This is a genomic window from Phenylobacterium sp., from assembly GCF_030693625.1.
GTDB lineage: Bacteria > Pseudomonadota > Alphaproteobacteria > Caulobacterales > Caulobacteraceae > Phenylobacterium > Phenylobacterium ferrooxidans.
Genome location: NZ_JAUYAF010000082.1, coordinates 14489 through 28869, shown reverse-complemented (window position 1 = coordinate 28869; position 14381 = coordinate 14489). Strand labels below are relative to the sequence as shown.

Genomic DNA, 14381 nt, shown 5'->3' with positions numbered 1-14381 from the left:
GCGCCGATCACACGCTCACGAAGATCAACTGACAGCGCCTTGCTCATAGGTGCCAGCCTCCGTCACCAGCACAGAGCTTGAATCAGAATCCGCGGGCCCTGGGAATCCCCAACGATTCAATCAGGTCGCAGAATGCTCTAGGCCGGCACAGCCTCCGGCGCGGGCGCGGGCGCCACGGTCGGCGGCAGCGTGGAAATCACCGGGGGGGCGCCGCCGTCCTTGAAGGCCACATGGATGTGGCTCTTGCCCAGGTCCTTGCCGAGGAACTCCAGGCCCGTCGGGATGATGCGGGCGTAGCTCTCCAGGTCCTTGGTGTCGATGACGATGGTCTGGCCGAACTTGGTGTCGGTCAGCTTGATCACCGGCGGCATGGCCTCCAGGCCCAGGAACGACGAGAAGCCGTTGGTGGTCAGGATGCCCAGCTGGCGCCACTTGCCCTCCTGCGCCTGCGGATCGACGCCGTTCCAGTTCAGGCCCAGCGAGGTCGAGGAGATGTGGTCCACCTCGATGTCGGTGATGCCGATCAGGTTGGCCACCGGCCACTGCTGGAAGAACCAGGTGTCGACGCTGCCGGCCGAGCAGAAGTCCTCGCTGACGATCTTCGGCCAGGTGTCGCGGATCGCCTTGGCCCGCGCATTGAACAGCTGGAAGTAGCCGTTGGGCTCCAGGTTCACCTTGTCGAACTGGCCCTCCACCGGTGCGTTGTCGCGCCGCGCGGTGAAGTAGAGGCAGCCGGGGTTCCAGGAGTGACCGAACATCACGTCGCGCAGTTGCGGGTTCACGGCGATGTCGGCGTCGGTGAAGACGATCCAGTCCGGCTCCTTCAGAACCGCCAGGCCGTCATTGAGCATCTTGCCCTTGTTGAAGGCGTGGTCGTCGTCGAAGCAGCGGTCGGAGATCACCACCGTGGCCCCATGCTCGGCGGCCACCTCCTGGGTGCGCAGGTCGGTGGAGGTGGTGACCACGATCATGTCGTCGAACTGGTCGATATTGCGCGGCAGGGTCTGGGCGAGCGCCTCGCCATAGCCGACCGAAACCAGCACGCAGGACAGCTTCTTGGGCTTGGTGGAGTTGTGGCCGATGCCGACCCGGCGGCCGGCGCCGTCATTGCCGACATAGTTGTCGCGGCTCTCGACCTCTCGCTTCTGCTTGTGCAGTTCGCGGTCGAAGATCTCGTAGTTATGCTTCTTGATCGCCGGGCTGCCCAGCTTGCGCAGGATGTCGCGGTGCTGCGGGCTGATGATGTCGCGCTCGAGGATATCGAGCTGCGACGGGCCGGGCTGGGCGAGCGCGCAGTAGTTGCAGAGCTCGAGCTGGTCGCCGAAGTCGCCCGGCTGGCGCTGCCACCAGCCGTGCTCGACCGGCCAGGCGTGCTTCCCGCCGAAGTACAGCCGGTCGATGGCCCCGGCGACCTCGCAGAAGTAGGCGCCCTTGTCGTTGATGGTCGCCGACCAGAGCTTCTGGACCCAGCAATTGTCGCGGTTCTGCTCCCACTGCAGCTCGGAAATCCCGGTCGCCGCGATATAGTCGGCCCGGGTGATCAGCAGCGCCTGGTGCTGGCCGGCGGACTCGTGGGTGTTGGTGTTGAAGTGGCTGTAGACCGACATGATGGTCTCGTAGTTGCGGTAGAACCCCGCGCCGAGACTGGTCCAGAGGCCGCGGCCGTTCGAACGGTCGAACAGGCGCTCATTGGCGAAGTCGTTGAAATCCTTGATCGGGAACTTGCCGTTATTGGTGTTGTCCCCGCCCCACAGCTCGGCGAAGCGCAGCGAGATCTGCTCGAAATTGGCGTGCAGGGTCGGCTCGCCGGCGATGATGCCGATCAGCTTGTTGGGGCCGTTCCAGCCCTCCATGCTCTGCACGGCGCGCTCGAAGGTCTCCAGCTCCATGTCCGCCCGCTGGGTCTGGTGCGGGATCAGCCGGGTACAGTTGGAGCACTTCAGGTGGCACTTGGTGCTGATGTCGATCTGGACGATGTCCATGTCGGCGGGCGATCGCATGGTGTCTTCTCCAGGTCGCTCTCGCCAGGTCCGGGCAGCGACGGAAGGCGTCGCCAAGACGCCGATCAACGCTGTTTGACTCTCCTTTGAGTCGCCGGGAAAGCTAAACTGTTTGCCGGGTCGTGCGGCAAAGAGTTGCATCCCTGCGTGGCCTTGCGGACCTGGGTCTTCCCAAGCAGAGTGATCATCAATCACTCACATGTTCGGGAGGGCGCATGCCCCAGATCATCGCCAACGGCATCCCCCTCGAATATGCGGTCTACGGCCCGGAGAAGGGCGAGGCGGTCCTGCTGATCATGGGCTTCGGGGCCCAGATGACCCGCTGGTCGCCGCAGTTCATCCGCGAGCTCACCAACCGGGGCTACCGCGTGATCGTCCACGACAACCGCGACGTCGGCCTCTCCCATCGCTTCGAGGACCACGGCGAGCCGGACATGACGGCCATCTATACCGCCCTGATGAGCGGCCAGACGCCGGACGTGCCCTATCATCTGGCGGACATGGCCCGCGACAGCGTCGGCCTGCTCGAGGTCCTGGGCGTCGAGCGCGCCCACGTCGTCGGCGCCTCCATGGGCGGCATGATCGCCCAGCTGGTGGCGGCCAATCATCCGGAGAAGACCGCGTCCCTGGTCTCCATCATGTCCACCACCGGCAACCCAGCGGTCCCGCCGGCCAAGCCCGAGGCCATGGCGGCCCTCACCAAGCCGGGCGTCGACCCGGCGGTGGATATGGACAAGCATGTCTGGAGCGGGCTGGAGAGCCACAAGGTGATCGGAAGTCCCGGTTACCCGACCCCGGACGAAATCCTGATCGAGCGGATCCGCGCCGACGCGCGGCGCGCCTATTATCCGGTGGGTCGCGCGCGCCAGATGGCCGCCGTCGTCGCCTGCGGCGACCGTCGTCCGCTGCTGGCCGCGATCACCGCGCCTACCGTGGTGATCCACGGCGAGGCCGATCCGCTGGTGCCGGTCGAGGGTGGCCGGGACACCGCCGCCTCCATCCCTGGGGCGGAGCTGCACACCATCCCCGGCATGGGCCACGACCTGCCGCACCAGCTCATCCCGCGCATCGCCGACCTGATCGAGCGGGCGACGGCGCGGGCGCGGGAGAGCGCCTAGGCGGCCGCGGGCCTGGCGCAGGCCAGGCGGTCGATCAGGGCGAAGGCCGGCCAGAAGAGAACCAGCAGAACCAGGGCCACGGTGTTGGCGGCATGAACCAGCAGCATCGGCGCCCAGTGATCGAAGAACGGGTCTTGGGTTTCTTCCTCAAGAACTTCAAGGGTCATGGTCGTTTCCTTCAGGCGAACCGGCGTGAACAACGCAGGTCCGCCTGAGCCCAGCGCAAGAGCAGGGCCAGCCGGCCAGCCGGGACATTCCCCGGACGGTGAATCTTCAAGGGTTCGACATATCCATCTGGGCGAGTTCGCCGTCAGCGCGGCGAACCGGCCACTTCCTCTCGCATCGTATTGGCACACGCCAACCTTGACTGAACCAGAACGGCTTTCGCGCGCTATAGTCAGCAATCAGGGGAGTCGAGAGATGCGCGATCTGCGGCAGGCCTTTTACGGAATGGCCATCGCCACCGTGGCGGGGCTGGTCATCGGCGGCGTCTCCAAACCCGACATCCGCGAAATGACCGATCTCGACGGCCCGCAGTTGCTCTCGGGGACGTCAGGTGAGCGGCTCGGACCCGGCATCCGGCAAGACGCCACTTGGACCAGCTATGGCGGTCAGGTCCCGGACTACGTCATCGGCACCGACTGGACCCAGCCTGCCTATCCGGTGGAGATGGCCCAGGCCGAACCCGAGCCCGAACCTGAGCCGGCGCGCGTGGTCGACGAAGCCCCCCCCGTCCGCATGGCCCCGGTGAAGTACGTGTCTGAGGTCGCGCCCGCCCCCTCCTACCCGTCCCTGGGCGGTGATATCCTCGCCGGGCTGCAGGCCGCCGCCCCTTCGCCCACGCCCGAACCGGCGCCCGACGAAGCCGCGCCGCCGCCGGCCTAACCCCCTCGCCTTTCGGCGCGTCCGCCTCTAGACGGATGCGCATGACGACAGACGCCGTTCAGATCATCGCCCGGGGGCCCCGCGCCGTCGCCGAAGCCGCAGCCGAGGCCATCGACGCCGATCCCATGCTGGAGAGCGCCACCTACTCCATCCTGGAGGAGGACGAGGATCACGACGTCTGGCGCATCGACGCCTTCCCCACCTCCGACGACGAGGTGGATGGCCTGACCAAGACCCTCTCGGCCTATCCCGAACTCAAGGTGCTGGTGGAGAAGCTGGCCGACGCCGACTGGCTGGCCATGGCGCTCTCGGGCCTGCCGCCCGTGCGCGCCGGCCGCTTCTTCGTCTACGGCGCCCACGACAAGGGCCGCGCCCCGGTCAACGCCGTCAACCTGCGGATCGAGGCGGGCGCCGCCTTCGGCACGGGCCACCACGGCACCACCGTCGGCTGCCTGCAGGCCTATCATGACCTGCTGAAGGCGCACCGCTACGAGCGCGTCCTGGACGTCGGGGCCGGCACCGGAGTGCTGGCGATCGCCGCGGCGCGCACCGGTACGCCGATCGCGGTGGGCACCGACATCGACGCCCCTTCGGTCCGCATCGCCGGAGAAAACGCCCTGCTCAACAAAGCCAAGGTGCGTTTCCTGCACGCCTCCGGGCTGGGCCACGCCTCGGTGCGGGAAAAGGCGCCCTACGACCTGGTGTTCGCCAACATCCTGGCCCCGCCCCTGGTGGCCCTGTCCCACGACATCAAGTTGGCCTTGAGGCCGGGCGGCGTTGCGATCCTTTCGGGCCTGCTGCGCACCCAGGAGCGCCGCGTCCTTGCGGCCTACCGGTCCAAGGGCTTCACCCTGGTCCGCCGCATCCACCGCGACGCCTGGGCGACCCTGGTGATCAAGCGGAACTAGGAACCGCCCTCACGGATCGGCGTTTTCAAGCGCGACGGTGGTCTTCACCACCGATTTCGAGGACGCACCCATGAGCAATCCCAACGACCCCTACGTCGAACGCACCGTCGTCGAGCAGCCGGCTACGGTTCGCACCGAATACTCAGCCGCCCCCGCCGCCCGCGGCTCGGGCGCCGCCGGTTGGTGGATCGCCGCCCTGGTGGCCGTGGTCGCCATCGTCGGCCTGGTCTTCATGTTCAACAACAACTCCACCTCGACCGACCTTCAGGCCGCCACCGATGCGGGCCGCAGTCAGGCGATGATGGAGACGGCCACGGCCCAGGCGCAGTCCGCGGCTCAGGCCGCCAGCGAAGCCTCGGCCAACGCCGCCTCCAGCATGGCCGCCTCGACCCAGGCCGCAGCCGACAGCGCCCGTAACGCCGCCGACCGCACCGCCGAGGCGGCGCAGGATACGGCCGCCGCCGCGTCTGACGCTGCTCAGGAAGCCACCGACGCGCCCCAGTAGGCGGTGGGAGGGGCGGTCAGACGATCTGTGTGACCGCCCCGTCCAATCCCATCAGGCCAAGCTCCACCTCCATATGGGGGTGTTTTGTCGTGACCTGGGACCGCAGGGCGTAGAGCTGTTTCACATGGCTCCTGAATTCCGTCTCGGCGTCCTTCACCGCACCCTCCCCCAGCACCAGCTTGTAGGCGCCGCAGTCGCGGTGATCGATGACCATCAGGCGATGCACCTGGTGTAGCTGCACCGCCAGATCCAGGTGGGTCCAGAACACCTCGTTCCATACCGGGTACTTGTCGTTCAGGGCGCCCAGCGACGCTCCAGCCAGCACCACATGATCGAATTTGTGCTTCAGGCCCCGGGCCGTCATGTAGTCGTCGATCTCGCTGTTCAGACGATAGTCCATGCAGGTGAGCAGCAGGGCCTCGCAGTGGCCGGCCGCCCGCGAGACGCCCGGCTTGAGACCGCTGTTCAGGAGAACCCCGCCCCCCAGCGCCATGGCGCCCATGACGCCTCGACGGGAAAGCTGGGGCCAATTGGCATGCTTGGAACAACAGGTCATGGCGGTCTCCGATCGCTTCAGGCTGCACCTTGCCGCGCGACCATTAACCAACCCCCACCGTCAAGCTCAGGCGACGATGGGACGAGCCTCCAGGGCCGCGATCCAGTGTCGCAGGCGCGCCTTGAGCCAGTCCTCCCTGCCGATTGGGGTGAGGTCCTCCTCCAGGCCTTCGACCACGGCATAGACAAAGGCGGCCTCGCCGTGCGCCTTCCACGCCGCCTGAAGAGTGGCATTGCGGTGCGAGCCGAGACGCAGGCTCATCAAGGCGGAATTGGCGGCCCCGTCCAGGTTACGGCTCATGCCGATCCAGGCCTCGCCGGTCGGCTCGCAGCGCAGGCTGAAGATTCCCACAGGGACCTTCCGCTCCTTGTATTCCCGGGCGATGTCTCGGCGGCGTTGCTTGTCCACGGTCTGATCCTCGGCGAGAGCGCTTCAGGGTGTAGCGCAAGCCGGTTCACCCTTCCGACCCGCTCTACATTCTTGAGTTGGAGGCGGGCCTTGTAGCGCCCGGGCCCGCCTCCGTCAATTTATACCCGGATAATATTCACTGTTTGCCGCCCGCCATTCCTCGGCCAGCAGGGCGTAGACATAGCTGTCGCGCCAACCGTCATGGGCCTTGGTGTCCTTCAGCAGATGGCCCTCCCGGCGCATGCCCACCTTCTCCATGATCGCATAGGAGCCGTGGTTGCGGGCGTCGCAGGTGGCCCAGATGCGGTGATGGCCCAGTTCCGTGAAGGCGATCCGCGCCAGGGCCTTGGCGGCCTCCGTCCCATAGCCCTGTCCCCAGGCGTCGCGGCTGTAGCAGTATCCGAAGGAGCTATTGTCGGTGTTGGCGTCGTGCAGGGACACGACCCCGATCATCGCGCCGGTGGCTTTCACCTCCACAGCCAGGTCCAGTTGCTCGCGCGGCCAGGCTTTCTGGCGCTCCAGATTGCGGTCCAGCACCTCGCGGGTGACCTCCGGCGTATTGGGTCCCCAGGTCATGTAGCGAACGACCTCGGGGTCGGTGGCGTAGGCGTGGATGGGGTCGAAGTCCGCCTCGTGGAAATCGCGCAGCAGCAATCGCTCGGTTTCGATGGGTAGCCAGGGCGGGGTGGTGGTCATGGAACGCTCCGATTTGAAAGAGATCGGACGGGTTCTCTGGTCTGTCGGACCCCGGCCGATGTTGGCGGGGTCTGGTTCGAGGCGGCCCTGGCTTAGGGCGTGCGCGTCCGAACGACCCCGATGGGACCGCTGGAATTGGAGCAAGCGAGGGCCTGGGCGCGAACCATGGGCAGTTTGTAGCCGAGCTTGCCGCCAAACCGCAAGCTTGGGCCCTTTGCGAGGCCCCGCCGAACGGCTTACATGCGCCCATGCGCCAGACCTTCGAAGAAACCACCGAACGCTCCTTCGGGCCCCGCCACGTCCCCCTGATCCGCCAGGCCATGGCCGCCCAGGGTCTGGACGGCTTCCTCGTGCCGCACGAGGACGAGCATCAGAACGAATACCTGCCGGAGGCCAACGACCGGCTGGCCTGGGCCACCGGCTTCACCGGCTCGGCCGGCGCGGCGGTGATCCTGAAGGACAAGGCCGCGGTCTTCGTTGACGGCCGCTACACCCTGCAGGTCCGCGACCAGGTCGACGAAGCCACCTTCGAGATCCGTGACCTGGTGGAGGGCGGCGTCCCAGCCTACCTCGAGACCGCCGCGGCCCCCGGTCAGGTGGTGGGCTACGACCCCCGCCTGCACAGCCCCGACGCCCTCGACCGCCTGAAGGCGGCCATCGCGCGGGCCGGCGCGCAGCTGAAGCCTGTCGCCGCCAATCCGCTGGACCAGGCCTGGGGCGCCGAGCGTCCCGCCCAGCCTGTCGCCCCCGTGGTCGCTCAGCCCCTGGCGTATTCCGGCGAGGACTCCGCCGACAAGCGCGCCCGTATTGGCAAGGCGCTCGCGGCCCGGGGCGCTGACGCCACCGTGCTGACCGCCCCCTCCTCCATCGCCTGGCTGTTCAACGTCCGGGGCGGCGACGTCATCCGCTCGCCCCTGCCGCTCGCCCAGGCCATCCTCAACAAGGACGGCACGGCGCGCCTGTTCCTCGATCCCGCCAAGGTCACCGCCGAGCTGCCGGCCTGGCTCGGAAACCAGGTCACCCTGGAAACCCCCGACGACCTGCCCGGCGCGCTCGTCGACCTCAAGGGCAAGCGGGTCCTGGTGGATCCCGGCCTCTCCTCGGCCTGGTACTTCGAGGCGCTTTCCGAGGCGGGCGCCGAGGTCGTGCGCGGCGAGGATCCCTGCGCCCTGCCCCGCGCCGCCAAGAACCAGGTCGAGATCGCCGGGACCACCGAGGCCCACGCCCGCGACGGCGTGGCGCTCGCCCGCTTCCTCCACTGGCTGGCCACAGAGGCCCAGACCAGCCTGCCCGACGAGGTGGAGGTGGTCAGCAGGCTGGAGGGCTTCCGCCAAGAGACCGGGGCGATGAAGGACCTCTCCTTCGACACCATCGCCGGGGCGGCCTCCAACGGCGCCATCGTCCACTATCGCCCCACCACGCGGCTGAACAAGCAGACCGTGTCAGGCTCCCTGCTGCTGGTGGATTCCGGCGCCCAGTACCTGGACGGGACCACCGACGTCACCCGCACGGTGGCCATCGGCGAACCCAGCCAGGAGATGCGGGAGCGCTTCACCCTGGTGCTCAAGGGTCACCTGGCCCTGGCCGCCATCCGCTTCCCGGCCGGCACGACCGGCTCGGCGCTGGACATCCTGGCCCGCGCGCCGCTCTGGGCCCGGGGCCTCGACTACGACCACGGCACCGGCCACGGGGTGGGCTCCTATCTCGGCGTGCACGAGGGCCCGCAGCGCATTTCCAAGCTGCCCAACTTCGTGGCCCTGCAGCCCGGCATGATCCTGTCCAACGAGCCGGGCTACTACAAGGAAGGCGCCTACGGCATCCGCATCGAGAACCTGCAGTATGTGACCGAGGCCGCCCCCATCGCCGGCGGCGAGCGCCCCATGCTGGGCTTCGCGACCCTGACCCTGGCCCCCATCGACCGTCGCCTGATCGAGGTGTCCCTGCTGACCCCTGAAGAGCGCGCCCAGATGGACGCCTACCACGCCCGCGTCCTGAAGGTGGTCGGGCCCCGCGTCCCCGCCGAGGTGAGGACCTGGATGGAGGAGGCCTGCGCGCCCCTCTAGGTGGTCCGCATCCAGAACGAGGCGCCATAGAGATCGAGACCGCTGAGCGGCCCCTTCCGCAGAAGGCCCTCGGCCTGGGCGCGCAGCGCGGGATCGCGGCCGATGAACCAGCAGGGGAAGAGGATCTCGAAGCGGTCCGGCCCGAACAGCAGGGCCGTGGCCAGCAGGTACTGCTCGTTCCACAGCCGCCACAGGTGGCCGCTGAGATAGTCGTCGGGCAGGTAGATGTCGTGGATGTGGACGATCACCCCGGGCTTCAGGCGCGGCAGGATCTCCAGGAAGAACACCGTGACGTCCGAGCCTTGGAAACTGCGGTGCGAGGAGTCCAGGAACAGGATGTCGCCCGCCTCCAGGCCCGCGAACATCGTCAGGTCCACCCGTTCCAGCGGCTGTCGGATCACCCGGTCGCACAGTCTGTCGACCTCGCTGCGCGGCTCCGGATCGATGGAGGCCAGCTTGGTGCGCAGGCCATAGGTCTGCACGGCCCGGCGCGCGAACTTGGTGGAAAGGCCCGAGCCAATCTCCATGAACCGCTGTGGATTGTGCCGCCGCAGCATCTGGGTCAGCGCCATGCCGTCGAGGGCCGGAAACCAACTGTTCAGCCAGAAGGGCGTCGGGTCGTCGTAGCTTCCCCCCAGGGGGATCTGCGCGAAGTCGGCCTGGATCTCTCCCAACTCGGAGAGGAACGCCTCGTACCGCCCTCGCCCCGCGCCGATCTGGGCGGCAAGCTCCGGATGCGATGGGCGGCCCGAGCCGTAGCGGACCGTAGCGGAATAGGGGTAGTCCACCATCGTGAAGCTGTGGACCAGGCGGTCGGAGGACAGCGAGAGCTGGGCCAGGGGCGGCAGGGAGACGGCCTCCGGGTCGGTCCCCATCAGGCCCACCGCACGCGCGTGGGCCTGGGCGGCGGCCTCGCCCTCACCCACCTCCCGCAGCACGACCGAGAGGTCCCACCAGCCGATCTGGACGTCGGGCGCCAGGGCCGTGGCGGCCTGCAGGCGTTCCAGGGCCGTGCGGCTGTCCCCCAGCTTGTGCTTGGTGACGCCGGCCAGTCGCAGGGCCACGGCGTGGTCGGGCGCCCTGACCACCACCCGGTCGAAGATCAGTTCCGCCAGGTTCAGCATGTGCTCGCGCAACCGCTGCAGGCCGATCTTGAGCTCTTCCTCGATGGTGGGCGGCGCCTCGGGCATCAGCCCGCCACCAGGGCCAGCCATTCGTCCTCGGTGATGACCTCGATGCCCAGGTCAGTCGCGGCCTTCAGCTTGGAACCCGCGCCCGGCCCGGCGACCACCAGGTCGGTCTTCTTGGAGACCGAGCCGGAGACCTTGGCCCCGAGCCCCTCGGCCTGCGCCTTGGCCTCGTCGCGGGTCATCTTTTCCAGCGCGCCGGTGAAGACGATGGTCTTGCCGGCCACGGCGGTGTCGGTCTTGGGTCTGGCGACCGCCTGCACCTCCCGCAGTTCTGAGGCCAGGTTGGCCACCATGTCGCGGTTGTGCGGCTCGCCGAAGAACTCGGCGATCATCCGGGCGGCCACCACGCCGACGGCGTCCACCGTGGCGAGCTCCAGGAAGTCGTCGCCGGGCCCCTGCCCCGCCGCCTTAGTCACCGCGGCCTCGAAGGCCGCCCAGTCGCCGAACAGGTCGACCAGGGCCTGCCGCGCCCGGCTGTTGATCCTGGGGATCGAGAGCCGCAGCCGCTCGTCCATCGAGGCCTCGGCCGGGATCAGAGACGCGGGCTTTGTCCGCGCCCAGGCGATGATGGCCTCAAGCGCCGTGGGGCCCACGCCGTCCAGGGTGGAGAGCGCCAGGTAGTCGGCGCCAGGCCGTTGCGCCGCCGCCGCCTGCCCAGCGGCGATGAAGGCCTCGACGGTCTCGTAGTGCCGCGCCAGGGCCAGCGACGTCGTCTCGCCGATATGCCGGATACCTAGGCCGAAGATGAACCGGTCCAGCGGGATATGCCGACGCGCGTCGATCCCGGCCACCAGGTTGCTGATGCTGGTCTCGCCATAGCCGTCGCTGCCTCGCAGCTCCGCCAGACGTTCCTCGTCACGGGCCAGGCGGAAGATGTCGGCCGGCTCCCGCATCCAGCCGCGCTCATAGAAAGCGGTGAGCTGCTTCTCGCCCAGGCCCTCGATGTCGAAGGCGCGGCGGCTGACGAAGTGGCGCAGGTGTTCGATGCGCTGGAAAGGACAGGCGAACTCGCCGGTGCAGCGCCGCACCACGGTCTCGGCGCCCGACGCCGTGGTCTCGCGGGCCAGCGGCGTGCGCAGCGGACAGGGGCAGTGGGTTGGATACTCAAAGGGAACGGCGTCGGTGGGACGCTCGGCCAGCACCGCCTCCACCACCTGGGGGATCACGTCGCCGGCGCGCTGGATGACCACGGTGTCGCCGACCCGCAGGTCCTTGCGCGCGATCTCGTCGGCGTTGTGCAGGGTGGCGTTGACCACCACCACGCCGCCCACTGTGACCGGGCGCAGCCTGGCCACCGGGGTCACGGCGCCTGTCCGCCCCACCTGCAGGTCGATGGCCTCCAGCACGGTCCGCGCCCGTTCCGCAGGGAACTTCCGGGCAATCGCCCAACGCGGCGTCCGGGTGATGAAGCCCAGCCGGGCCTGCCAGTCCAGGCGGTCGGCCTTGTAGACCACCCCGTCGATGTCGAAGGCGAGCTTGGGCCGCGCGGCCTCCATCTCGCGATAGGCGACCAGCAGGCCTTCGCGACCCACCACCCGCTGCGACTGCGGCGTGGTCTGGAAGCCCCAGGCCTTCAGCTTGGCGAGGGCCTCCCACTGCGTCTCAGCAAACGGCTCACTGATCAGGCCCCAGGCATAGGCGAAGAACCGCAGGGGCCGGGTCGCCGTGATCTTCGGATCGATCTGGCGCAGGGAGCCGGCCGCGGCGTTGCGCGGATTGGCGTAGGTCTTCTGCCCCGCCGCCTCGGCGCTGGCGTTGAGGGCCGCGAAACCGTCGTGGCCGAGATAGACCTCGCCCCGCACCTCGATGACATCGGGCCATCCTGAGCCCTTCAGCCGGTGGGGAATGTCCGCCACTGTCCGCAGGTTCTGGGTGACGTCTTCCCCGACCCGGCCGTCGCCCCGGGTCGCGCCTTGGACCAGCACGCCCTTCTCGTAACGCAGGGAGGCCGACAGCCCGTCGATCTTGGGCTCGGCGGTATAGGCGATGGGCTCGGCGTCCGCCCGGAGGAACCGCCGCACCCGGGCGTCGAACTCCACGGCCTCCTCGTCGGAGAAGGCGTTGTCGAGGCTCAGCATGGGCACGCCATGCTCGACGGGCGAGAACTGCTCGGCCCGGGCGGCGCCGACCCGCAGCGACGGTGAGTTCTCGCGGATCAGCTCCGGGAACCGCGCCTCGATCTCCAGGTTTCGGCGCTTCAGGGCGTCGTATTCGGCGTCCGAGATCGTCGGCGCGTCCTGCTGGTGATAGGCGAGGTCGTGCCTCGACAGCTCATCGGCAAGCTTGGTCAGCTCCTCGACGGCCTCGCCCTCGTCGAGATCGGCGACCGGTTTGGCGGTCTCAAGCATGCATCAGCGCCCGGGCGGCGGCGCGGGCCGCGTCGGTGATGTGGGCGCCGGCCAGCATGCGGGCGATCTCTTCTTCGCGGTCGGCGGGCGACAGGGTCTCCACGGCGGTGCGCAGGCGCTCCCCATCCCCGGCCTTGGCGATGCGCCAGTGGGCGTCAGCGCGAGCGGCGACCTGGGGCGAGTGCGTCACGACCAGCACCTGGGCGTCGGCGGCCAGGCGGCGCAGGCGCAGGCCCACCGCGTCGGCCACGGCGCCGCCCACCCCCTGGTCCACCTCGTCGAAGATCATCAGCGGTTGCACCCCCTCGGCGCGGCCAGCCAGGGCGGCCTTCAGCGCCAGGGCGAAACGCGCCAGTTCGCCGCCCGATGCGATGGCCCCCAGGTCCCCGAACGGCGCGCCGGGATTGGTGGCGATCTCGAAGGCGACGCGGTCGGTCCCGGTCGGTCCGGCGCGGTCCTCCGCCAGGGTCTCCACGGCGACCCGGAAGCGGGCCTTGTCCAGTTTCAGCGGCGGCAGCTCGGCCATGACGGCGGACGCCAGGCGCTCGCCCGCGGCGCGGCGGGACGCCGAAAGCTTCTGCGCCTCGGCCATGTAGGCGGCGCGGGCCTGGGCGACGGCGGCGTCGGCGGCCTTCAGGTCGTCCTCGCTGGATTCCATCGCCCGCAGCCGCTCGGCGAAGCGGACACGCAGGGTGGGCAATTCCTCGACCGAGACCTGCAGCTTGCGCGCCATGCCGCGCAGTTCGAACAGCCGCTCCTCGGCCTTCTCCAGACGGTCGGGGCGGAAGTCGAAGGCATCGGCGGCGGCGTCCACAGCGGCTTCGGCCTCCTGGGCCTCGCCGAACACCCGGTCGATGGCGGCGCTGGCGGCGGTGAGGCGGCTGACGGCGGGCCCGTCCTCAGCGGCGCCGGCCTGGACGGCGCGGGCGCGGGCATGCTCCACGGCGCGGACGGCGGCCGCCAGCTTGCTGCTCAAGCCCTCGAAGGCGCCCCGCGCGTCATTGATGTCGGTAATGGCCTTTTCGGCGGCGCCCAGGATGGCGCGCTCCTCGGCAAGGGCCGTCTCCTCCCCCGCCTGTGGGGCGAGGCGGTCCAGCTCGGAGAGCCGCAGGGTCAGTTCCTCGGCGTCCGCGGCGGCGCGGTCCACCGCCTCGCGCAATTCGTCGGCCTTGGCGCGCGCGTCGCGCCAGGCGGTCCAGCGGTCGCCCACGGTCCTGGCCAGCGGCCGCAGCGAACCATAGGCGTCCAGCAGCGGCCGGTGGGTCCGGGCGTCCAGCAGGCCGACGGTCTCGTGCTGGCCGTGCACCTCCAGCAGGTGCTGGCCCAGCTCCTTCAGGACTCCCACGCTGGTGGCCTGGTCGTTGACGAAGGCGCGGCTGCGACCATCGACGGACAGGGTCCGGCGCAGCACCAGATCCTCGTCGCGGGCATAGGCAAGCCCCTTGTCCTCCAGAACCTCCCAGACAGGGTGGTCCAGGGACGGGGCGAAGACGGCCGAGGCCATGGCCTGGCTGGCGCCCTGGCGCACGAGGCCCGCGTCAGCGCGCGCGCCCGTCGCCAGGCCGAGCGCGTCGAGGATGATCGACTTGCCTGCTCCGGTCTCGCCGGTAAGCGCCGTCAGGCCCGGCCCGATGGACAGGTCCAGGGCCTCGATGAGCACGACGTCGCGGATCCAAAGCCCGATCAACATGGCCGGCAAGATCG

The 14381-nt window shown here is 69.0% G+C and carries 13 protein-coding genes; 5 read left to right on the top strand and 8 right to left on the bottom strand.

Features of this window, described 5'->3' with window-relative positions; genetic code table 11:
* Positions 1 to 137 precede the first annotated feature (137 nt).
* A complete protein-coding gene (locus Q8N10_RS19010) occupies positions 138 to 2000 on the bottom strand; it encodes a hypothetical protein (protein ID WP_304775148.1) in 1863 nt (620 codons plus the stop codon).
* 215 nt (positions 2001 to 2215) lie between these two features.
* On the opposite strand from Q8N10_RS19010, the gene Q8N10_RS19005 reads away from it, so the two are divergent.
* Positions 2216 to 3118, top strand: a complete 903-nt coding sequence (locus Q8N10_RS19005) for an alpha/beta fold hydrolase (protein ID WP_304775146.1) — start codon at positions 2216 to 2218, stop codon at positions 3116 to 3118.
* Here Q8N10_RS19005 and Q8N10_RS19000 read toward each other — a convergent pair.
* A complete protein-coding gene (locus tag Q8N10_RS19000) occupies positions 3115 to 3285 on the bottom strand; it encodes a hypothetical protein (RefSeq protein WP_304775144.1) in 171 nt (56 codons plus the stop codon). The two genes, Q8N10_RS19005 and Q8N10_RS19000, sit on opposite strands and share 4 nt — an antisense overlap.
* 253 nt (positions 3286 to 3538) lie before the next feature.
* Between Q8N10_RS19000 and Q8N10_RS18995 the strand changes: the two genes are divergently transcribed.
* The 3 genes from Q8N10_RS18995 (at position 3539) to Q8N10_RS18985 (ending at position 5416) form a co-directional block, all read left to right on the top strand.
* On the top strand, positions 3539 to 4003 hold the full coding sequence (locus Q8N10_RS18995) for a hypothetical protein (RefSeq protein WP_304775143.1): 465 nt from the start codon (positions 3539 to 3541) through the stop codon (positions 4001 to 4003).
* Between the two features lie 41 nt (positions 4004 to 4044).
* Positions 4045 to 4911 (top strand): 50S ribosomal protein L11 methyltransferase, encoded by an 867-nt coding sequence (locus Q8N10_RS18990; RefSeq protein ID WP_304775142.1) that lies wholly within the window; start codon positions 4045 to 4047, stop codon positions 4909 to 4911.
* Positions 4912 to 4981: 70 nt separating this feature from the next.
* Positions 4982 to 5416 (top strand): hypothetical protein, encoded by a 435-nt coding sequence (locus Q8N10_RS18985; RefSeq protein ID WP_304775141.1) that lies wholly within the window; start codon positions 4982 to 4984, stop codon positions 5414 to 5416.
* Between the two features lie 16 nt (positions 5417 to 5432).
* Here Q8N10_RS18985 and Q8N10_RS18980 read toward each other — a convergent pair whose 3' ends face one another.
* From Q8N10_RS18980 to Q8N10_RS18970, 3 genes are all read right to left on the bottom strand, one after another.
* Positions 5433 to 5972 (bottom strand): carbonic anhydrase, encoded by a 540-nt coding sequence (locus tag Q8N10_RS18980; protein WP_304775139.1) that lies wholly within the window; start codon positions 5970 to 5972, stop codon positions 5433 to 5435.
* Positions 5973 to 6038: 66 nt separating this feature from the next.
* Positions 6039 to 6380: a GIY-YIG nuclease family protein gene (locus Q8N10_RS18975; protein WP_304775136.1), complete on the bottom strand. Its 342-nt coding sequence runs from the start codon at positions 6378 to 6380 to the stop codon at positions 6039 to 6041.
* 114 nt (positions 6381 to 6494) lie between these two features.
* Entirely contained in the window at positions 6495 to 7076 is a 582-nt protein-coding gene (locus Q8N10_RS18970; RefSeq protein WP_304775134.1) for a GNAT family N-acetyltransferase, read from the bottom strand.
* 248 nt (positions 7077 to 7324) lie between these two features.
* Between Q8N10_RS18970 and Q8N10_RS18965 the strand changes: the two genes are divergently transcribed.
* Positions 7325 to 9139 carry an aminopeptidase P family protein gene (locus Q8N10_RS18965; RefSeq protein WP_304775132.1) on the top strand — a complete coding sequence of 605 codons (1815 nt, stop codon included), beginning with the start codon at positions 7325 to 7327 and terminating at the stop codon, positions 9137 to 9139.
* On the opposite strand, the gene Q8N10_RS18960 is transcribed toward Q8N10_RS18965, so the two are convergent.
* From Q8N10_RS18960 to recN, 3 genes are read right to left on the bottom strand one after another with little or no spacing between them, the layout of a single operon-like run.
* Entirely contained in the window at positions 9136 to 10353 is a 1218-nt protein-coding gene (locus tag Q8N10_RS18960; RefSeq protein WP_304775129.1) for a class I SAM-dependent methyltransferase, read from the bottom strand. The two genes, Q8N10_RS18965 and Q8N10_RS18960, sit on opposite strands and share 4 nt — an antisense overlap.
* Complete coding sequence (gene ligA, locus Q8N10_RS18955) at positions 10329 to 12677, bottom strand: NAD-dependent DNA ligase LigA (protein ID WP_304775127.1); 2349 nt, start codon at positions 12675 to 12677, stop codon at positions 10329 to 10331. Before ligA ends, Q8N10_RS18960 begins: the two co-directional genes overlap by 25 nt.
* Positions 12670 to 14367, bottom strand: a complete 1698-nt coding sequence (gene recN, locus Q8N10_RS18950) for a DNA repair protein RecN (protein ID WP_304775126.1) — start codon at positions 14365 to 14367, stop codon at positions 12670 to 12672. The genes ligA and recN overlap by 8 nt, the downstream gene beginning before the upstream one ends.
* Positions 14368 to 14381: the final 14 nt, after the last annotated feature.